Raw genomic sequence first — 19,232 nt, forward strand, 5'->3', positions numbered from 1 at the left:
ATTGTAAAGACCTGCAGAGTCTTAGATACCATCGCCTATCTATACATCCTATTTCCAAACGGACATTATGTGATTTTAAATAATCATTTCAAAAACTACCGCCATCATCCTCGCGAACGCGGGGATCCAAGTTACGTAAGATGGATTCCCGCCTTCGCGGGAATGACGAGGTCATTTTAAGAATGATAGATTGGCCTTGCTCAATCTAATTAAATGCCCTCTTCATCCGGCAAAGCATCTTCTTCCGGCTCAGTTTCAATTGCCAACGCACCACCCAATAGCTTCTGCGCTACATCACTCGGCAGCGCTTCCACCGATTTCAACTGACGCGTCATGGCGCGGCTGCGTACTTCGGCTTTCTCAATATTGCTTGCGGCACGCTCCAAGGCTTGCTTGGTTTTTGCCAACACGTCGCCAAATTTAGTGAATTCTGTTTTCACCGCACCCAGCACTTGCCACACTTCCGACGAACGCTTTTCCAACGCCAAAGTACGGAAACCCATTTGCAAACTATTGAGTAACGCCGATAAAGTCGATGGCCCAGCGATGCTGATCCGATGTATGCGTTGCAAATCATCAGCCAAACCGGGGCGCCGCATGATCTCAGCATACAAACCTTCGGTCGGTAAAAACAGAATCGCAAAGTCAGTGGTCAATGGCGGCGACAGATATTTTTCGGCGATGGTCTTGGCTTCGCCGCGAATGGCGTTTTCCAGCTCACGTCCGGCCTGTGCCACACCGTCAGCATCTGCGCGATCGGCGGCATCAACGATACGTTCATACTGCTCTTTCGGAAACTTGGCATCAATCGGCATCCATACCGGTGTGCCACCATCATCGTTGCCGGGCAATTTGATGGCAAACTCCACCCGCGCTCCGGTGCCAGGTATGGTTTCGACGTTCTTGGCGTATTGCTCTGGCGTCAATACCTGCTCTAATAACATTTCCAGTTGCACTTCACCCCATGTGCCGCGCGTTTTGACGTTAGTGAGCACGCGTTTGAGATCGCCAACGCCAATCGCCAATTGCTGCATTTCCCCCAAGCCTTGATGCACTTTTTCCAAGCGATCTGAAACGATCTGAAATGACTCCCCCAAGCGTTTTTCCAAGGTCGCATGAAGTTTCTCATCGACCGTTTTGCGCATTTCTTCCAGACGTAAACCGTTATCGTTTTGCAGGTCTTTGATTTTGGCTTCCAAGGTGGTACGAATTTCCGCCATGCGTTGTGCATTTGATTCTGTCAGCGTTACCAAAGTCTGATTCAGCGTATCGCCAAAACGTTTAAGTGATTGCGCCTGTTCTTCGCGATTGCTTTGTGCTTGTTGGTTCAACGTCAAACGCATGCTATCTAATTGCTGTGCGTTGGTTTCATTGAGCTTGACCAGTTGTTGAGCAAACGTATCGATCTGATTATTTTGCATCGTAGCGACACTGGTCATCTGCGCTGCCAGCGTTTGCTGAAACTGTCCAAAATTGCTGCCTAGTTCTTGTCGCGTACTTTGCGCGCTGGTTTGCACTTCGCTGCGCAGCTCTTGCTGACTGCGATGCTGGCGTTCGCTAATGTCGTGCTGCTGGCGCTGTAAATCCGTTTGTAACTGCGTCAGTTGTGGTGCGATTTGCTCTCCCAACCCACGGCCATTGCGCAGAATTGCAATCACTTGCAAGACAATGACAACAGCGGCTAATAACAAGAAAATAATGAATTCGATCTGGGTGGTCATAAGGTTCTATTTGCTGAATGTTCAAAATCACAAAATATTTGGGCTGCCATCGCAGCCCTTGATGTTACTTAATAACTAATCGACTTTATCGGCCTTGTTGCGCATCCAATCAGCCGTTTCAAAAAATGATGACATCAGCCGCAGTTGCAAGGATTCATCGAAGCCAACGCCCTGCATCGCCAACGCCATGCAGCGCAGCCATTGATCACGCTCCGGTGTAGCAATCGCGTAAGGTAAATGGCGCGCCCGCAAACGCGGGTGGCCGAAACGCTCAACAAACAAATCGGGCCCGCCGCTCCAACCGGACAAGAACCAATAAAACTTGTCACGTGAACCATCCAATGTGGTTGGATGCAAGGCGCGGATAGTCGCAAAAGCAGGCTCCAAATCCATTAAATCGTAAAAGCGGTCGACTAACTCGCGTAATTTGATGTCGCCACCGATGCGTTGATAGAGCGTTGGTGTCGGTTCTACTTCAGGTAATTTTTCAGATATATTCATAGAGCGAGATGATACCGCAAGCTGACGCCGCATTACATTGAACGGCGTACAAGCCATACCAATAACAGCCTGTCAAAGAAAGATGCCGCGATAATTAATAAACCCTCAACACTCTGCGCTGGTATATAGAACGTAATTACCATCAATCCTTGAATTTAGCTGAACGCTTGCCCGCGTTGGCCATCATGGCCTCTTGCAGATCGTTAGACATCAACATCGCTGCGTTCCAAGTGGCAATGTATTTCAGACCGTCGGCTACCGAATGATCGCGTGCGTAAGTGATCATCTCCTTGGTGCCGCGAATGGCGAGAGGCGATTTTGCTGCAATGTTGGCGGCAATCTCCAACACTCCCTCGCGTAGCGCTTCGTGGGATTCGAATACGCGGTTGACCAAATGAATTTCGCGGGCCTCCGCTGCATCCACCTTGCGCGCCGTGTAGGCCAATTCGCGCGCCATGCCTTCTCCTATGAGCTTTGGCAGCCGTTGTAGCGTGCCTACATCGGCGGTCATGCCGATGTCGACCTCCTTAATGCTGAAATAAGCGTCGCTTGAGCAATAACGCATGTCGGCGCAAGTAATCAAATCGATACCGCCACCAACACAAGCGCCATGCACTGCGGCTAATACCGGCTTGCGGCAGCGCTCCAGACTGGTTAGCGTGTCTTGCAAATGTAGAATTAAGCTACGCAAGGCTTCACGCTTGCGTCCGTCGCATTCGTTCTGGATTTGCGATCCCAGTCCCGACATCATTTGCAGATCTATGCCAGAGGTGAAATTTTTTCCTTCTCCTTCGAGAATAGCTACCCGCGCCTCCGGTGTCGCATCCACCCATTCGAAAGCTGTACGAATCTCTTGCCACATCTGCATGTTCATCGCATTTGCCTTGTCCGGGCGATTCAGGCGAACAATGGCGATGTTCTGCGTCAGACTGACGGATAAAGTTTCATAAGTCATTTAAAAGCTTTCTGTAGGATTGGTTGGCGCAACGCGTTTTGGGCCAGATGAGACGACCTGAACATGAAGGTCGACTGCAATTCATAGATTAAAAAATATACATCAATTTGGCATTTTGGGAACGACGAGATGCCAAATATTGAACAGACGACCTACCCGAAATTTCCCAGAACTTTGACGTTAAAAGCGGGAAGCGCAAAAAATGGAGGAAATCGCACATTAAAGTTGCATCGTAACAATATAATGCAGCTTAACGGGCTCTGCCTCGTTTTTTTTGAGATCAACCATCATGAAATCGACACATATAATTGCTGTGATAGCTCTCTCGACGCTTGCCGCGTCTTCCTCGGCGCAGGCGATCTTTCATGCCGACTACGAAGATGGCACGGTGAGTTCTGGATATCCGACGAAAGGCCCGGACCGAGTCGAAATTCCAGGTATCGAACCGGGTCTCGCCACCGCCCAAGATGCTGCTTATATTGTGGCCGGCGGCGCTCATAACACTGCTTTCGCGGTCGCGAACAAGGTGGTTTTGGATGACCCTGCTTATGTGGGCGGCGGTTTCCCGCGCAGCGAATTCGGACTTGGGCACGTAGCAGGTGCCAGCTATCGCGACGGCGACCATGGCTTATACACTTTCAGTATGTTGTTGAAAGATCTCGTGCCGTCCGTGAAAGGCACACGCAAAGCACCTTCCGAGGATGTGGTCTGGCAGTTCAAACATCACGGCGGCGGGCACGATATTCATCTATCACTTCAGGGTACGCAGCTCAAACTCGGTTGGGGTGGCAATGCCTATAAGATGGTAGTCATCGACAATGTCATGCCCTATGTGAACCAGTGGATAGATTTTCGTTTCGATGTCCTCTGGAAGAGCGACAACTCTGGCGATTTCACCTTCCAGATGAAATTGCCCGGAGAAACGGGGTTAGGACACACCGTCGCGATGAAAAATCTCCAGACTTATGTGACCGCGAGTCCCGACGGCACACCGTGGACCGGCATCGGCTCTGTCCAGTATGGCGTGTATCGCAATGGGGCCAAATCGGCGGCTGGCGACACGAAGACGCTCATCGTCTACCACGATGAAGTCACAGCAACCAACTTCACCGCCAAGCCGAAGCCTTCGAACTAAGCCGTGCGTGACTACATGGTTATCAAGGAATTCCCGAAGTAAAACTGCGGCAGTTTTAACGCGAATAGGCAATTGCCAGTAAAAACTGGCCAGGAATATTTAGCCAGCCACAATGCAACCCGAACTAGATTTGATCTGATACAGCCAGTCAGATCAAGTTTGAACATCGATAGAAGGCGCTGAATGATTTCGTTACAAAACATGTAAGTTCTATCAGTTACCTGATAGTTCCAAATATGCAATATTTTCGGTTGATCTGCTCATTCGCGGTCAGTGTGGTTTTAATCGCGCACAATTAAGCCGAGGGAAAAATGCCTTTTATCAGTAACGTTTTAAAAAGTCGTTTTGCAAAAAAATATGCCGGGGTAATCGGTCTGTGCACGATTATTTTATTTGTCATCAATCCTGAGCTATTGTCTTTTGTACTATTGATGAATGTTATCGGTGCCGATATTTTCATTTTGTTGGTTAGTATTCAATTACGCCAAAACTGGACTGCAATCAACGTGTTTTTAATTAGCCCTATTCACTTTTGGTTTAAGCGCGTTTTTATGAGGAAGCAAGCCTCACCTGCATTGATTTCACATGGCAAATCTCCTAAGCTACAGGAAAGTGTATTCCCTCAATCGGCAACATTCAGCCCAACTGAGACTTCGGAAAAATAAAGTACTTTGTAACTGCTCAACGTATGGGGAAGTCTTAAGCAAAATGCCAAAAAATGGCTATTTGCGCATTTCATCCACCGATAATTACTGTTCATCCCTGTTTTTACTCACTTCATCCCCTCGAACGTGCAGCTTGTCGCAATTTCATACCACAAGGCAACAATCCTCATTACAGTTAGTCATGCTCTATCTGCAAATTCCCCTTTAAATAGATAGACTTAGCAGCAGAAAACGCTGTGAAACATAGTAAGATTGCGAGTTCCCGCAAGACAATTATTTGGCAATAGAACAATGCAATAAAATCAAGTGAATTTGCATAACTGTTTAGACCCGGTGCCCCGAAGCAGGTAGAACGACCGGTACGACAAGGAAGGGGCCGACGTATAAACAGTTATGCTGGCTTACATAAGAGTTCCGTAAAGAGAAAATCATTAAACTTTGGGAGAGTTGGATGCGTTTGTATCAAATGATGGTCAGCATACCCCTGCTGACCGTGATCGCAGGTTGTGTGGTCGGGCCGACTTATCAAGTCCCCACGCCAACTACCGCGTCACAAGCTGTGTTACCGCAGTTTCAGGCAAATTTACCGACTACCGCCAAGGGCACTAGTGATCTGGTGAACTGGTGGGCGCAATTTGATGATCCTCTGATGGCTGAATTGGTGGATACGGCATTGACCAACAATCCGACAGTCGCTCAAGCGCTGGCGCGGGTTGCTCAGGCACGTGCTCAGGCTTCTGCCAACGGTTTGTATCCAAAACTTAACGCCGATGCCAGCAGCTCGCGTAGCAATAACATTAGTATTGGCCAATCCATCCCCAGCACCTATAGCACTGCAGCCTTTGACGCCACATGGGAACTCGACCTGTTTGGCGGTATCCGCAAAGGTAACGAAGCCGCTGATGATCGCTACCGCGCTCGTCAGGCAGACTGGCATGGTTCACGCGTAACGCTGGCGGCTGAAGTCGGTACCGATTTGGTCAATTATCGCGCTTGTGTGGCGACCGCTGCAGTGCTGGCGGAAAATGTCAGCTCCAGTCAGCAAACCACGCAGCTGACCGAACTCAAAGTAAAAGCGGGCTTCACCGCACCAGCTGACGGCTCACTAAGCAACGCTACTACCGCCGATGCCAAGCAGCGTTTGACGCAACAACGCGCCGAGTGTGATGTCGATATCAAAGCGTTGGTTGAATTGACGGATATTCCAGAGCCCACTCTGCGCAGCAAGCTCGCCGCCAATCCGCGTTTGCCACAGCCGCGCGACTTCACTGTGACTGCGATACCGGCCAAGGTATTGTCACAACGTCCCGACATCGCTGCTGCCGAACGTGACTTAGCTGCCGCCAGTGCCAATATCAATGTCGCTGAAGCCAAGCGTTATCCCAGCATATCGCTGCTCGGCAGCATCGGCGTTCTGGGCTTGCATCTGGATGGCACAACCCAACGTTCCAATTCATGGTCGTTCGGGCCAACCTTCACGCTGCCAATAATGGATGGCGGCCAGCGCAAAGCCGATGTCGCTCTGGCGCAAGCCACTTACGATGAGGCCTATGCCAAATATCAGGCGCAGGTACGCGGTGCGGTACGTGAAATCGAAGGTGCATTGGTGCAATTGGATGCCAACACCCGACGTGAAGATGATGCAGCCGATTCGGCGCGTGATTATCAACGTTACTTTCACGCCAACGACGATAAATTCAAAGCCGGTAGCGGTAGTTTGTTAGATCTGGAAGAAGCCCGCCGCACCTCGCTGATTGCACAGCAAACCTTGATTGGCGTACAACGTGACCGCATCAATGCGTGGATTGCGTTGTACAAAGCATTGGGTGGCGGTTGGCTTAGCACTGCCGATAATGACGCCAAAATTCAATAAGTCCTACACAAGATAATTACAAAAGACCTTCTATGAAAAAGCTCTCTTGCAAACATATTACGGCAATCGCCCTTATCGCTGTCATCGGTAGCGGTGTGTTTTGGTACACCCGCGCCAGTCAAAGCAAGCCGGCAGATAAACCAACTAGTGGTGATCAGGTTAAAGCTGCCCTGAACGTCACCACCATCAAAGCCGAGAATAGTGACTGGCCGACTTCCTTAACTGCTAACGGCAGCGTCGCTGCCTGGCAAGAGGCAGTGGTCGGCAGCGAGTTAAGCGGTTTGCAGTTAGCCGAAGTCCGCGTCAATGTCGGCGATGTTGTACATCGTGGTCAAGTGTTGGCACGCTTTGATAGCGACAGCGTGGCAGCACAATTGGCGCAACAAAAAGCCGCGTTGGAAGAAGCCCGCGCAGCTTTGTTTGAAGCACAATCAAACGTTGAACGTGCACAGACTTTAGCTAACAGCGGCGCCTTGAGCGCACAGCAAACCACACAATATGCAGTGGCGGAACGCAGCGCCAAGGCACGTGTACTGAATGCCCAGGCGACTCTGGATATGCAGCAAATTCGCATGCGCCAGACACAAGTGCTTGCGCCTGACGATGGCGTGATTTCTTCGCGCACCGCCACTGTCGGCGCAGTCACGAATTCGGGACAAGAGTTATTCAAATTGATACGTAAGAATCGGTTGGAATGGCGTGCCGAAGTCAATGCCAGCGATCTGCTGCGGATTCAACCGGGTCAGGCGGTGAAATTAACCATCACCAACGGCCTCACCGTCGATGGCAAAGTACGCATGATTGCGCCTACCGTAGACTCTGCAACTCGCAACGGTCTGGTGTATGTTGATTTGCCTGCTCCGGGCGCAGTCCATGCAGGTATGTTTGGTACCGGCGAGTTCGAAATTGGCAGCGCGGAAGGACTCAGCTTGCCACAAGCTGCCGTGGTGATACGCGATGGTTATAGCTATGTGTACCAAATTGGTAAGGACAATAAAGTCACGCAAATCAAAGTTAGCCTGGGACGACGCGTCGGCAACCGGATTGAAGTGACTAATGGGATTAACGAGAACATGGCGCTGGTGGCACAAGGTGCCGGCTTCTTAGCTGATGGTGACACGGTCAATGTGGTGGCTGCACCAACTGCACCGGCGTCATCCGCAGTTACTTCGCCCGCTAAAACACACTCAGCAAGTGCAAAAGTAGCAGGCACTTCAACCTTAGCTTCGAAATAAGCGAGGACACCATGAATTTTTCCGCCCTCTCCATTAAGCATCCGGTTCCGGCGATTTTGCTGTTCATTTTGCTCACTATCATGGGCCTGATGAGTTTCAAAAGCATGATCATTCAGGATCAACCGGATATAGAATTACCTATCATCACCATCACCACCAGCCTGCCTGGTGCCTCACCATCGCAGTTGGAAACTGAGGTCGCCCGTAAGATAGAAAATTCGCTGGCAACGATTTCTGGCATACGCCATATGTACACCACCATCAATGATGGCGTGGTTAATATTCAACTGGAGTTTCGCCTGGAAAAAGACATCAGCGAAGCCATGGATCAAACGCGCGATGCCATCAATAACATTCGTGCCGATTTGCCATCTGATGTGCGTGATCCGATCTATTCCAAGATCACTACGTCTGGTGGACCGATCGTGACCTACACAGTCAAGTCCGATCAACTCGATGAAGCGGCCTTGTCATGGTTTGTCGATAACGACGTATCTAAAGCACTGCTTACAGTACCGGGGGTTGGAAAAATCAATCGGGTCGGTGGCGTTGATCGTGAGGTATTGATCGAACTTGATCCGGTACGCATGGCAGCCTTGAATGTGTCTCCCGCCCAAATTTCACATCAATTGCGTCAGGTGCAACAAGAAGCACCCGGTGGCAAAGCCGATATCAGCGGCGCGCGCCAATCGGTACGTACCATCGCCACCGTCGGCAACGTTGCTGAAATCGCGGCCTTACAGATGGCTCTGCCAGGCGGCAATATTATCCGCCTCGACCAAGTCGCCAAAGTCACTGATGGCATCGCAGAACGTACTGCCATCACCCTGCTTGATGGCAAGCCAGTAGTCGGTTTTGAAGTCACCCGCAGCAAAGGCGCCAGTGAAATCCTTGTCTCCAATGCGGTTCACAAAGCCATAGCTGAATTGAGCGCGAAAGAAAAACACGTCACCATCAAAGAGGCATTCAATCAAGTCGATTCGGTGAAAGAAAACTACGATGGCTCGATGTCCATGCTATACGAAGGCGCGATTTTGGCGATCCTGGTTGTATGGTTTTTCTTACGCGATTGGCGTGCCACGCTAGTTGCTGCTGCCGCGTTGCCACTGTCGATCATTCCGACTTTCATGGTAATGCATCTCTTTGGTTTTACGCTCAATGGCATCACCTTATTATCACTGGCTTTAGTGATAGGTATTCTGGTGGACGATGCCATTGTCGAAATTGAAAACATCGTACGCCACCTGCATATGGGGAAAACGCCGTATCAAGCCGCCATGGAAGCAGCCGATGAGATTGGGCTGGCCGTAGTCGCCACTACCTTTACGCTAGTTGCCGTATTTTTACCGACAGCTTTCATGGACGGTATCGTCGGTAAATTTTTCAGGGAGTTCGGTTGGACTGCTGCCATCGCGGTGTTGGCGTCACTGGTAGTCGCGCGTTTGTTGACACCGATGATGGCCGCGTATCTGCTCAAGCCTATCGTGCGCCCGGAAAAAGACAGCCGCATGATGAGCACCTACTTGAAAGTAGTGACCTGGTGCTTACAGCATCGCGTCAAAACTGCAATGATGGCGACAGCGTTCTTTATCGCCTCACTGGCAATGATTCCCTTTTTGCCTACCGGCTTTATTCCACCGAGCGATCAAGGCCGCACCCAAGTGACACTGGAATTACCTCCTGGCAGCACCTTGGAAGAAACCCGTGTCAGTTCTGAAATTGCACGCCAGATCATCATGAAAAACAAGAATGTTGAACAGGTATATAGTGCCATCGGCGGTGATGAAGCCAAACGCTCCACGTTGACCATCTTGTTAAAAGACATGCCAGAGCGCAAAGATAGTCAAACCAAAGTTGATATCCAATTGCGGGCAGCATTGGCCAATCTTCCAGGTCTGCGTACCACCGTTGGTGCCGACGGTAACGGTCAAGAATTTGCATTGTTGTTAACCGGCGATGACGCAAAAGCCATCCGCGATGTGACGCGTAACATTGAACGTGATATCCGTACCATTCCTGATTTGGGCAATATCACCTCCAGCGTCAATCTGGTTCGCCCAGAAATCATTGTTACCCCGAATTTTGCCAAAGCGGCGGATCTGGGCGTCACTGCAGCCGCAATCGGTGAAACCTTGCGGATAGCCACGAGCGGTGATTATGATCAGTCGCTGGCAAAATTGAATTTGCCAGAACGTCAGATCCCTATCCGCGTGAGCTTGCCAATAAATGCACGTCAAGATTTGAGTGTATTAGAGCGTTTATCCGTACCCGGAAAAAATGGTAACGTCCCGTTAAACGCGGTAGCAGATATTCATTTTGATAGTGGCCCGGCACGCATTGATCGCCTGGATCGCAATCGCCGCGTCATCATTCACGTAGAACTGAATGGTCATGAAATCGGGGAAGTCATGAAAAAAATTGATGCCTTACCTAGCGTGAAAAATCTGCCACCGAATGTACATCGTGGCGAATTAGGTGACGCAGAAGTCATGAAAGAACTGTTCACCGGGTTTGGTTTGGCAATGTTGACCGGCGTGTTGTGCGTGTACATGGTGTTGGTATTGCTGTTCAAAGGCTTCTTGCAACCAGTAACGATTCTGGCTGCTTTACCGTTGTCTATCGGTGGTGCTTTTGCCGCGTTGCTCATCACGCATAATTCATTCTCCATGCCTTCGCTGATTGGCTTGTTGATGCTGATGGGGATTGCGGTTAAAAATTCGATTTTGCTAGTCGAATATGCCATCGTAGCCAGACGCGATCACGGCTTGAGTCGCTTCGATGCGTTGATAGATGCTTGCCATAAACGTGCCCAGCCTATCATCATGACCACTATCGCAATGGGTGCCGGCATGTTGCCAATTGCCTTAGGTTTCGGTGCGAATGCCAGTTTCCAATCGCCGATGGCAATTGCGGTGATCGGCGGCCTGGTGACATCAACGTTCTTGAGCTTGTTGGTGATACCGGTGGTGTTTACTTATGTGGACGATTTCTTGGTGTGGTCGAAAAAGAAATTTAGCAAGAAGCATAAAGCAGCACACACCGCCGTCGGCAATCCCAGCGTAGAACCATCGTAGAATTAATCTGACGCAAAATAAAAAAGCACTGCACGCAGTGCTTTTTTTACACCCTTGCGATTCATCTCGAAGCTGGAATAATGGAATAGACGCGTGTGTTGCGCAGATGCCCCTGTAAGTTCTTTCTATCTTGCCGGAGCGTCCCTTCCAGCTCGAAACCAATTCTCTCGGCAAGCCGCCAACTGGCAAGATTTTTTTCATCCGTCGTCAGAAAGACACGGTTCGCGCTCAAGTTTTCAATCGCATATTGCGCCAATGCGCTCACGCCTTCACTAATCAATCCGTTTCCCAGATGACTGGTTCTTCCCCAATAGCCGATTTCAAAATGGCGCCAATCCCAATTGGCGTTATGCAAACCGCTTCCACCAACCAGTACACCATTCGACTTTAAAAGGAAGAATGCCATCAAATCTTCATTCAATAAAAAGCGCGCATAAGCACGGCGACAAGACTGCTCGGAATCGTCAATGCCGGGCACCGGCGTCACCCATCCCAGCCAATCTTTTAACTGCCCTGCTGACTCAACAATTGCTTGATTAAACATCGCTCCGTCACTTGGACGAGCGACACGAATCAACAGACGTTTGGTATGAATTTCTTCCGGAAGGGAATCAGATTTTGTCATTGAAAATGCTTTCAAATAAACAGGATGAAAAATGTACCCATGAATAGCTTAGGCTAGTGTGAGTACATCTTATGTCATTACCTATTCATTGTAAAAGCGGTGGGGAATGCAGGCGGATGGGCGTTGACGTGACTTGATGCAGCTTACAGCAAAAAAACGCCTCTCAATCCAACGAAAGAGAGGCGATGAAACGCAAATTAAAACGCAATTATTGCGTAGACAAACGACGTGCGTAGCCAGCAGCGCGTGCTGCCAACTGCGCTGCACGTTGCGTAGAACTAAAGAAATCAGACGCGCTTCCTGCCGGAAGCACTTCCTGCAATCCTGGTGGTACTGCTGTCAATGGCACCGATGCTGCTGGCAACGTGACGAACTGTACGTTGGTGATCGCCGGGACGCCACTAGCCGACAAATTCTGCCAGCGAACCATCAACGTGTTATTTACAAACCCTGCCGGATCAATCCAGTTCGCCACGCCCGGATCTTGATTGGCAATGACAAAGGTATAGGAACCATCGGCATTGGCAACTGCCTGTTTGTTATTCAAGCTGGATTGATGACCTACCGGATCAACCGTGATCGTCCAGGGATTACTGACTGGAACCACAAAATAACCTGCGCCACCCGTCTGCACCGTAAATACTAATGCCTGACCAGTCGGAATGTTGACGTGCGCGAACGAACTGGCCTGCGTTACCAAAGTGCCCAATGTGGAGGACTGGGTTGGTGATGAAAAGGTATTGACCGGGTTGATATACGTTTTCACGCCCAAAGTACCTGCCCCATAAGTTGCCGCATCTTCGGTCAGGTTGACTGCTGCAGTGGCAATAATCTGCGCATCAGTAATAGCTGCCGGCGTAGTCAGGCTATCAGTGCGTTGCACCGATAACACATCTGGGGTTTCGGTATTCCAGTTACCAAGATTGTCACGTACAAGAAGAAATTTAGCGGCGCTTGTCGATTGAATGTAATTCGTCTGACCACTGGCGGGAGCAGCGCTGGAAATCGTAATGGTGTAATTGCCATTGGCATCGACGACGATATTATTTTTAGAGAGGTAAGCAATCGTGGTTTGTGAGTTTGGATCGCTGATCAAAGAAAAGGTCTGATCAGTTGGGCCATTGCCTGTGCGATGAGCACTGATTGCATACGTATATTGGCCGCCAATAGGAATCAAACGATAAATCGCATCCGGGTTGTCATACGAATAGCGACCAGCAGGTACATTTAATCCGAACCATTGCTTTGCTTTTGCGTCACTGTCCCAATAGACTTTCGGATGCGCCGGGTCGCTGTTTACCGCTTTCTGAATGGCGCTAAAAACCAACTCATTAATCGTCGGCGCCAATGCTGCACTTGCTTGCGCATCTCCAATCAATGCCCCCAGACTGCCAGCAAGATAAGCCGCTTTGTTGGTCGCGATGAGCGCATCAAAGGTCAATCCTCCTGATAAAAATTGCTGGCTTTTCCCAAGCACGCGAATCGCAGTCGCATCGAGATTCTGCTGATCCGTCGTTGCCAGTGGATTGCCTGGACTAGCCCACGCACTGCTGAGGCTTAAGCAAGAAGCTGCCGAGAAAACCAGCATGGCAATTTTAGAAAGACGAAATTGTGATGGCAAAGTTAAGGCATTGATTGTGGTCATGGTCTTTGTCGAAAAGTGAAGGAAACTTACTTTACTTCGACAATTTCCACGTAGAAACTAATGATTTTTTCTATTGATATTTGTTTATTCGCTTATCTCTTCAATTGATTTGGCATATATTCAAAAATCGATACTATATAAATTTATTTCAGGTTTATCTTCAGCTAGTCTCACCATTTTTTCAAACTTCAGACCTATCTTTTCTACCACCTTGATCGAAGCATGATTTGCAGGATTCGTAATAGCGACTATCCGTGGCAATTTGAGCGTATTTTTACCGTAAGCGAGCACCGCAGATGCCGACTCATAGGCGTAACCCTTACCCCAAAATTCTGGCATGAACGCATAGCCGATATCGACGTCGTCCAAGCCTTCCCTTTTCATTAAACCGCAAATACCAATCGGTTCTTCGCTATCTTTTAAAGCTGTGAGATAGAAGCTAAAACCTACCCGTTTTTGCGCCGCCATCGGCCCGGCTATCACCATTTCTTTAGCCGCCTCCAGCGTCCGTATACCCCTATCGCCGATATAAGCCAACCAACCCGGGGAATTGATCAATGCAAGATAAAACGCAGCGTCTTCAACGTTAATAGTGCGCAAGATGAGGCGTTCAGTTTCTAGAATTTTCATGGGATAAAAATAAAATAGGCTAAACATATTGTATGTTTAGCCTATCCATTTATCCAGTTTTAAGATGCTATTGCGCAATTCAAACGCGCTTTTCCATCGATTTGCGACCAAATAGCTATTTATGCTGCCTCTGCCAACAATGCTTCCATGATATCGGAGCGCTTCAATTGCGGGGCAAATTGCAGAATAAAGTCAACGATATACGACCGCAAATAAGCACCGCGACGCACCGCCAAACGGGTGACATTGGAACCAAATAGATGCGGGACTTCGATAGTCTGCAAACCATTCTGGCGCGTATGTTCTGCCGCCATGCCGGCGATGATACCGACACCCAGTTCCAGTGAAACGTATTGTTGAATCACATCCGAATCCATCGCCGTCAACACGATATCGGGATTGATGCCAGCGCGCTGGAATGCGCTGTCGATATGACCCCGACCGGTGAATCCGACGTCATAAGTAATTAATGGATAAGCGGCCAAATCGTGCAAACTAATCGGGCCTTCTATCAGCAGCAATGGATGATGCTGCGGCACTACCACTATGTGGCGCCATTCGTAGCATGGAAATGAAATAAGCTCTTTAAACTGCGATAAGCCTTCCGTCGCAATACCGACATCGGCTTTACCTGAAATCACCCATTCAGCTATGTGCTCTGGCGAGCTTTGCTGCAGAGCGATGCGAACGTCAGGAAAGCGTGCGCGAAAACCTTGCACCACACGTGGCAAGGCGTAGCGCGCTTGTGTGTGCGTCGCAGCGACCGTCAGGGTTCCGGTAGTTTCACCGGAGTATTCCTGGCTGGCTTGACGCAGGTTTTCGGCTTCTTGCAGGAGTTTTTCAACGATCTGCAAAATCCCTTTTCCTGGTTCGGTCAAACCCATCAGACGCTTGCCATTACGAACGAAAATATCGACGCCCAACTCTTCTTCCAATTCACGGATCTGACGGCTTACGCCAGGTTGTGAGGTGAAAAGAACGTTGGCTACCTCGGTTAGATTAAAGCCGCAACGCGCTGCTTCGCGAATGGATCTTAGCTGTTGGAAGTTCATTTTCCAGATTCCTATATTTTGTGATTTACGGTTCGCCCAAGTGAGGCGGATACCACATATGCGCCTGACATTACGCGCTCTGTTCTAGAAAAACCTGCAGCCGACGCGGTCGCACGACTAAGGTTTCCCCTTCCTTTAATTTGAGTTGATGAAAACGTTCACTCGAAATTACAGCTTCTATCAAACCATCGTTGTCATCTCGCTCCAGATCCAATTGCGCCAACGGACCGATTGCGTGGGCGCGTTTGAGTTGCACCACCACGCCTTCTGCACCGGTGGTGTAACGATCCACTTCCAGATCGTGTGGACGAACATAGGCGATACCAGCAGTATCTTCAGTTTCTGCATGCGCTGGTGACGCTAAACGTATGCCATCGCTGGCTAATACACCTTGATGAACACGGCCATGGAACACATTGACGCTGCCCAAAAATCCATAGACGAATGGTGACGCCGGATGCTCATACACTTGTTTTGCCGTGCCAACTTGTTCCACATTACCTTTATTCATCAACACAATTTGATCCGCCACCTCGAGCGCTTCTTCTTGATCATGCGTCACAAAAATGCTGGTCACATGCAGTTCATCATGCAAACGACGCAACCAGCGACGTAGCTCCTTACGCACTTTTGCGTCGAGTGCGCCGAATGGTTCATCCAATAACAGTACCCGCGGCTCCACTGCCAAAGCACGGGCTAAGGCAATTCGCTGACGCTGACCGCCAGATAGTTGTGGCGGATAACGATCTGCCAGCCAGTCCAGCTGCACCAAATCTAATAATTTTTTGACTTTTTCACGGATCGCCGCTTCGCTAGGTCTTTGCGCCTTCGGTTTCACACGCAAGCCAAAAGCGACATTCTCAAACACGGTCATATGCTTAAATAAAGCGTAGTGTTGAAACACGAATCCGACTTGACGCTCACGCACATGACGCGCAGAAGCGTCTTCGCCATCTAATAAAACCTGACCGGAATCCTGTCCTTCCAAGCCGGCGATAATGCGCAACAAGGTGGTTTTTCCGCAGCCGGATGGGCCTAGTAACGCTGTCAATTCGCCACTGGGGAAATTGAGAGAGACATTGTTTAATGCGGTGAATGTACCGAATTGTTTATTGATATTGTTGACGCTGATACTCATGATGGCCTCTTTCCTTCTTCAACAAAATGATGCGTTTCAAGACCTGTCTCATCTCGTAAGCGCCACTCGATAAACGATTTCAAAGCCAACGTCACCAAAGCTAAAAACGCCAATAGTGACGCCACTGCAAATGCGGCCTGAATGTTGTATTCGTTATATAAAATTTCGACTTGTAATGGAATGGTGTTCGTTTCACCACGAATGTGACCAGAGACGACAGACACTGCACCAAATTCCCCCATCGCTCTGGCGTTACACAAAATCACGCCATACAACAAACCCCATTTAATATTCGGCAACGTCACGTGCCAAAAGGTTTTCCAGCCTGATGCACCTAATACCAAAGCGGCCTCTTCTTCTTCACTGCCTTGTGCCTGCATCAATGGAATCAGTTCACGTGCAACAAAAGGAAAGGTGACAAAAATAGTCGCCAAAACGATGCCTGGCACAGCGAATAAAATCTTGATGTCATGCTCACGTAACCACGGTCCAAACCAGCCCTGAGCGCCAAACAACAAGACATAAATCAAACCTGAAATTACCGGCGATACGGAAAACGGTAAATCAATCAAGGTCAACAAAATACTCTTGCCGCGAAAATTGAATTTTGCAATCAACCACGATGCCGCCACACCAAATGCCAGATTCAGCGGGACCGCAATGACTGCTGTCAGCAAGGTCAATTTGATGGCGCTGATGGCATCCGGCTCAACGATGGCGGCGATGTATGCCTCCCATCCTTTTTTTAAAGCCTCTGCAAAAACCGAAACCAACGGCACCACCAGAAACAAGGTCAAAAACAACAATGCGACGCTAATCAATATCGTGCGTACCCATAATGGCTCCTGCGTCGCACTTGGTGTTACAACGGATGCAGGCTTGCTTGGCGTTACAGCAGCCGACGTCGCCGGAGTTGGAATATAACTAGCATAGGTGCCCATACTTCCTCTCCCTTTAAACTGCCTGTCCGCGCTTGCGGGTCCAGGCCTGTAAAACATTGATCGTCAACAGCAAAATGAATGAAGCACTCAGCATCACCACCGCAATCGCGGTCGCGCCGGTGTAATCGTATTGCTCCAATTTGGTGATAATGAATAGAGGCGTAATTTCCGAAATCATCGGCATATTGCCTGCGATGAAAATGACCGAACCATATTCACCAGTGGCCCGCGCAAAAGCCAATGCAAATCCTGTCAACAAAGCCGGCAACACCGTTGGAAATATCACTTTGATGAAAATTTGCCAGTGTCCGGCGCCGAGACTGGCGGCGGCTTCTTCGAGTTCACATTCGGCATCTTCCAATACCGGTTGCACGGTACGCACTACAAACGGCAAGCCGATAAAAGTCAGTGCTATCAATATCCCCAACGGCGTAAAAGCGACTTTGATACCCAATGGCTCCAGATAACGCCCTAACCAGCCGTTGGCGGAGTACAACGTAGTCAGCGCAATCCCGGCCACTGCGGTCGGCAAGGCAAACGGCAAATCGACCAAGGCATCGATTATTTTTTTACCCGGGAACCGATAACGTACTAACACCCAGGCGACGATGCCGCCGAATAGCACATTTAATAACGCAGCCAAAAAAGCAACACCAAATGTTAATCGGTATGAAGCCATCACCCTTGGCGATGTCACTGCGGCCACAAACGCATCCCAAGTCATGGTGAAGGTTTTAAGGAACACCGCCGACAATGGGATCAACACAATCAAAGCCAGATAAAACAGCGTGAAACCTAGCGACAAACGAAATCCGGGCATCACGCGAAATGGGCGACTGATAGCGATTTGTTGCTTATTCGATAAAGTGGCCAATGTAGCCATCATGCATCCTCTTCGGTTCTCTTATTACAAAAACGGCTAACGAACAGAGATAATCGCACTCGAATGTTATAAAGAGAACGAAATTTTTCGCATGTACATAGAACCATTTTGCATAACAGAAATCTTTTATTCGCAGGAGAATGGACTTCGGAGCTCAGCTGGCGTATACTCACGCGAGCATTTTCGAAGAAATGCAACAAAGAAATACTCAATACGCTACGCTGTACTCTCCTCCTGATCATCTAGCGTTGATCATTCATACAAGCACAGAACAGTAAGGACGCATGAACGATTATTACGCCGTTCTTGGCATAGACAGTGATGCATCACAAAGCGCGATAAAAGCCGCCTATCGCAAAAAAGCAGCTGAGTTTCATCCCGATAGAAATACCGCGTCCGATGCACCTGCCCAATTCAGGGAAGTGCAGGAAGCATATGACCTGTTATCGGATACCGACAAACGACAAAGTTACGATGAGAATCGGCGCCGCAGCCTGCTGGAAAATCCACTGGCCTCCGCCGAACAAATCTGGACCACATACATAAATAAGGTTTTGCAATGATGCTTTCTTCCTATTTTGAAGATTTGACCAAGGCGTATCAAGCCGAACTAGAAGACTTGCAAAGCGATTCCGAAGGTAAAAATGTTCTTGCTGCGCGGTTAAAGACCAAACGCGCGCAATTTGCTGCAATGATGCCGATGATCGATATGGCGCCGGAAATGGTGGCAGTGTCTTTTCATGGCGGCATCAGCTTTTCCAATGCGCATGCAATGGTCATGCTGGCCTCTTACGAGCCGGATGAATTCCCATCGTGGTACGAATACGCTGATATGGTGCAGTTTGCACCGTGGGCAGAAAAACTGGTCGAGATCGCGCTGCAAGAACCTGCCGGCGAACGTTTTCTGATTACCAGCGTTTGCCTGGAATATTTATACGAAAAAAATAAAGGTCATTACCACGGCAAATACGCTCCCGAAATTGACGAAACCGACGACAGCGTCGATGAAGTCGAGCGCGATGAAGACCGCGAAGGAGATCTTGAGGCCGAGGGTGCGGATTGGTTGGCGGAGCAAGGCTTTGACCGACATTAAGCTTACTGTGTCAACACTGAATTGTTCCTTCTCCTGCAACCGGAGGAAGGGCTTAAAGCAAATTCT

The 19,232-nt window shown here is 49.2% G+C and carries 17 protein-coding genes; 7 read left to right on the plus strand and 10 right to left on the minus strand.

Annotation, left to right across the window (positions count from 1 at the left end):
- Positions 1-209 precede the first annotated feature (209 nt).
- The 3 genes from rmuC to GEV47_RS13125 all read right to left on the minus strand — a co-directional run bounded on the left by rmuC (position 210) and on the right by GEV47_RS13125 (position 3,177).
- Complete coding sequence (gene rmuC / locus GEV47_RS13115) at positions 210-1,721, minus strand: DNA recombination protein RmuC (protein ID WP_153235213.1); 1,512 nt, start codon at positions 1,719-1,721, stop codon at positions 210-212.
- 75 nt (positions 1,722-1,796) lie between these two features.
- Entirely contained in the window at positions 1,797-2,222 is a 426-nt protein-coding gene (locus GEV47_RS13120; RefSeq protein ID WP_153235214.1) for a group II truncated hemoglobin, read from the minus strand.
- Between the two features lie 142 nt (positions 2,223-2,364).
- Positions 2,365-3,177, minus strand: coding sequence for a crotonase/enoyl-CoA hydratase family protein (locus GEV47_RS13125; protein ID WP_153235215.1), 813 nt, complete (start codon positions 3,175-3,177; stop codon positions 2,365-2,367).
- 289 nt (positions 3,178-3,466) lie between these two features.
- Between GEV47_RS13125 and GEV47_RS13130 the strand changes: the two genes are divergently transcribed.
- The 5 genes from GEV47_RS13130 (at position 3,467) to GEV47_RS13150 (ending at position 11,159) form a co-directional block, all read left to right on the plus strand.
- Complete coding sequence (locus tag GEV47_RS13130) at positions 3,467-4,312, plus strand: heparin lyase I family protein (RefSeq protein ID WP_153235216.1); 846 nt, start codon at positions 3,467-3,469, stop codon at positions 4,310-4,312.
- Between the two features lie 311 nt (positions 4,313-4,623).
- Positions 4,624-4,977 (plus strand): hypothetical protein, encoded by a 354-nt coding sequence (locus tag GEV47_RS19390; RefSeq protein WP_194270664.1) that lies wholly within the window; start codon positions 4,624-4,626, stop codon positions 4,975-4,977.
- Positions 4,978-5,428: 451 nt separating this feature from the next.
- A complete protein-coding gene (locus GEV47_RS13140; RefSeq protein WP_153235217.1) occupies positions 5,429-6,850 on the plus strand; it encodes an efflux transporter outer membrane subunit in 1,422 nt (473 codons plus the stop codon).
- 32 nt (positions 6,851-6,882) lie between these two features.
- On the plus strand, positions 6,883-8,085 hold the full coding sequence (locus tag GEV47_RS13145) for an efflux RND transporter periplasmic adaptor subunit (RefSeq protein WP_153235218.1): 1,203 nt from the start codon (positions 6,883-6,885) through the stop codon (positions 8,083-8,085).
- A gap of 11 nt (positions 8,086-8,096) precedes the next feature.
- Positions 8,097-11,159 (plus strand): efflux RND transporter permease subunit, encoded by a 3,063-nt coding sequence (locus GEV47_RS13150; RefSeq protein ID WP_153235219.1) that lies wholly within the window; start codon positions 8,097-8,099, stop codon positions 11,157-11,159.
- Positions 11,160-11,220: 61 nt separating this feature from the next.
- Here GEV47_RS13150 and GEV47_RS13155 read toward each other — a convergent pair whose 3' ends face one another.
- The 7 genes from GEV47_RS13155 to cysT all read right to left on the minus strand — a co-directional run bounded on the left by GEV47_RS13155 (position 11,221) and on the right by cysT (position 18,076).
- Positions 11,221-11,784 (minus strand): GNAT family N-acetyltransferase, encoded by a 564-nt coding sequence (locus GEV47_RS13155; protein ID WP_153235220.1) that lies wholly within the window; start codon positions 11,782-11,784, stop codon positions 11,221-11,223.
- Between the two features lie 208 nt (positions 11,785-11,992).
- Entirely contained in the window at positions 11,993-13,429 is a 1,437-nt protein-coding gene (locus tag GEV47_RS13160) for a DUF1214 domain-containing protein (protein WP_153235221.1), read from the minus strand.
- Positions 13,430-13,549: 120 nt separating this feature from the next.
- Positions 13,550-14,059 carry a GNAT family N-acetyltransferase gene (locus GEV47_RS13165; protein WP_153235222.1) on the minus strand — a complete coding sequence of 170 codons (510 nt, stop codon included), beginning with the start codon at positions 14,057-14,059 and terminating at the stop codon, positions 13,550-13,552.
- 119 nt (positions 14,060-14,178) lie between these two features.
- Positions 14,179-15,111 (minus strand): CysB family HTH-type transcriptional regulator, encoded by a 933-nt coding sequence (locus tag GEV47_RS13170; protein WP_153235223.1) that lies wholly within the window; start codon positions 15,109-15,111, stop codon positions 14,179-14,181.
- Between the two features lie 70 nt (positions 15,112-15,181).
- Positions 15,182-16,249: a sulfate/molybdate ABC transporter ATP-binding protein gene (locus GEV47_RS13175; protein ID WP_153235224.1), complete on the minus strand. Its 1,068-nt coding sequence runs from the start codon at positions 16,247-16,249 to the stop codon at positions 15,182-15,184.
- The gene (gene cysW / locus GEV47_RS13180) at positions 16,246-17,190 is read right to left on the minus strand and encodes a sulfate ABC transporter permease subunit CysW (protein ID WP_228124703.1); all 945 of its coding nucleotides are present in this window, start codon (positions 17,188-17,190) and stop codon (positions 16,246-16,248) included. Before cysW ends, GEV47_RS13175 begins: the two co-directional genes overlap by 4 nt.
- 13 nt (positions 17,191-17,203) lie before the next feature.
- Positions 17,204-18,076 (minus strand): sulfate ABC transporter permease subunit CysT, encoded by an 873-nt coding sequence (gene cysT / locus GEV47_RS13185; protein ID WP_153235225.1) that lies wholly within the window; start codon positions 18,074-18,076, stop codon positions 17,204-17,206.
- Positions 18,077-18,357: 281 nt separating this feature from the next.
- Here cysT and GEV47_RS13190 point away from each other — a divergent pair, with 281 nt between their 5' ends.
- Both GEV47_RS13190 and GEV47_RS13195 read left to right on the plus strand, forming a co-directional pair.
- The gene (locus tag GEV47_RS13190; protein ID WP_153235226.1) at positions 18,358-18,636 is read left to right on the plus strand and encodes a DnaJ domain-containing protein; all 279 of its coding nucleotides are present in this window, start codon (positions 18,358-18,360) and stop codon (positions 18,634-18,636) included.
- On the plus strand, positions 18,633-19,166 hold the full coding sequence (locus tag GEV47_RS13195; RefSeq protein WP_153235227.1) for a hypothetical protein: 534 nt from the start codon (positions 18,633-18,635) through the stop codon (positions 19,164-19,166). The genes GEV47_RS13190 and GEV47_RS13195 overlap by 4 nt, the downstream gene beginning before the upstream one ends.
- Positions 19,167-19,232 lie beyond the last annotated feature (66 nt).

It is taken from the genome of Glaciimonas soli, assembly GCF_009497155.1.
In the GTDB taxonomy this organism is placed as follows: Bacteria; Pseudomonadota; Gammaproteobacteria; order Burkholderiales; family Burkholderiaceae_D; genus Glaciimonas; species Glaciimonas soli.

Coding starts and splice junctions, on each gene's coding strand:
- cysT (WP_153235225.1), bottom strand. CDS start 18,076: ATGATGGCTACATTGGCCACTTTATCGAATAAGCAACAAATCGCTATC.
- GEV47_RS13190 (WP_153235226.1), top strand. CDS start 18,358: ATGAACGATTATTACGCCGTTCTTGGCATAGACAGTGATGCATCACAA.
- GEV47_RS13160 (WP_153235221.1), bottom strand. CDS start 13,429: ATGACCACAATCAATGCCTTAACTTTGCCATCACAATTTCGTCTTTCT.
- cysW (WP_228124703.1), bottom strand. CDS start 17,190: ATGGGCACCTATGCTAGTTATATTCCAACTCCGGCGACGTCGGCTGCT.
- GEV47_RS13130 (WP_153235216.1), top strand. CDS start 3,467: ATGAAATCGACACATATAATTGCTGTGATAGCTCTCTCGACGCTTGCC.
- GEV47_RS13155 (WP_153235220.1), bottom strand. CDS start 11,784: ATGACAAAATCTGATTCCCTTCCGGAAGAAATTCATACCAAACGTCTG.
- GEV47_RS13195 (WP_153235227.1), top strand. CDS start 18,633: ATGATGCTTTCTTCCTATTTTGAAGATTTGACCAAGGCGTATCAAGCC.
- GEV47_RS13175 (WP_153235224.1), bottom strand. CDS start 16,249: ATGAGTATCAGCGTCAACAATATCAATAAACAATTCGGTACATTCACC.
- GEV47_RS13150 (WP_153235219.1), top strand. CDS start 8,097: ATGAATTTTTCCGCCCTCTCCATTAAGCATCCGGTTCCGGCGATTTTG.
- GEV47_RS13170 (WP_153235223.1), bottom strand. CDS start 15,111: ATGAACTTCCAACAGCTAAGATCCATTCGCGAAGCAGCGCGTTGCGGC.
- GEV47_RS13140 (WP_153235217.1), top strand. CDS start 5,429: ATGCGTTTGTATCAAATGATGGTCAGCATACCCCTGCTGACCGTGATC.
- GEV47_RS13125 (WP_153235215.1), bottom strand. CDS start 3,177: ATGACTTATGAAACTTTATCCGTCAGTCTGACGCAGAACATCGCCATT.
- rmuC (WP_153235213.1), bottom strand. CDS start 1,721: ATGACCACCCAGATCGAATTCATTATTTTCTTGTTATTAGCCGCTGTT.
- GEV47_RS13145 (WP_153235218.1), top strand. CDS start 6,883: ATGAAAAAGCTCTCTTGCAAACATATTACGGCAATCGCCCTTATCGCT.
- GEV47_RS13165 (WP_153235222.1), bottom strand. CDS start 14,059: ATGAAAATTCTAGAAACTGAACGCCTCATCTTGCGCACTATTAACGTT.
- GEV47_RS13120 (WP_153235214.1), bottom strand. CDS start 2,222: ATGAATATATCTGAAAAATTACCTGAAGTAGAACCGACACCAACGCTC.
- GEV47_RS19390 (WP_194270664.1), top strand. CDS start 4,624: ATGCCTTTTATCAGTAACGTTTTAAAAAGTCGTTTTGCAAAAAAATAT.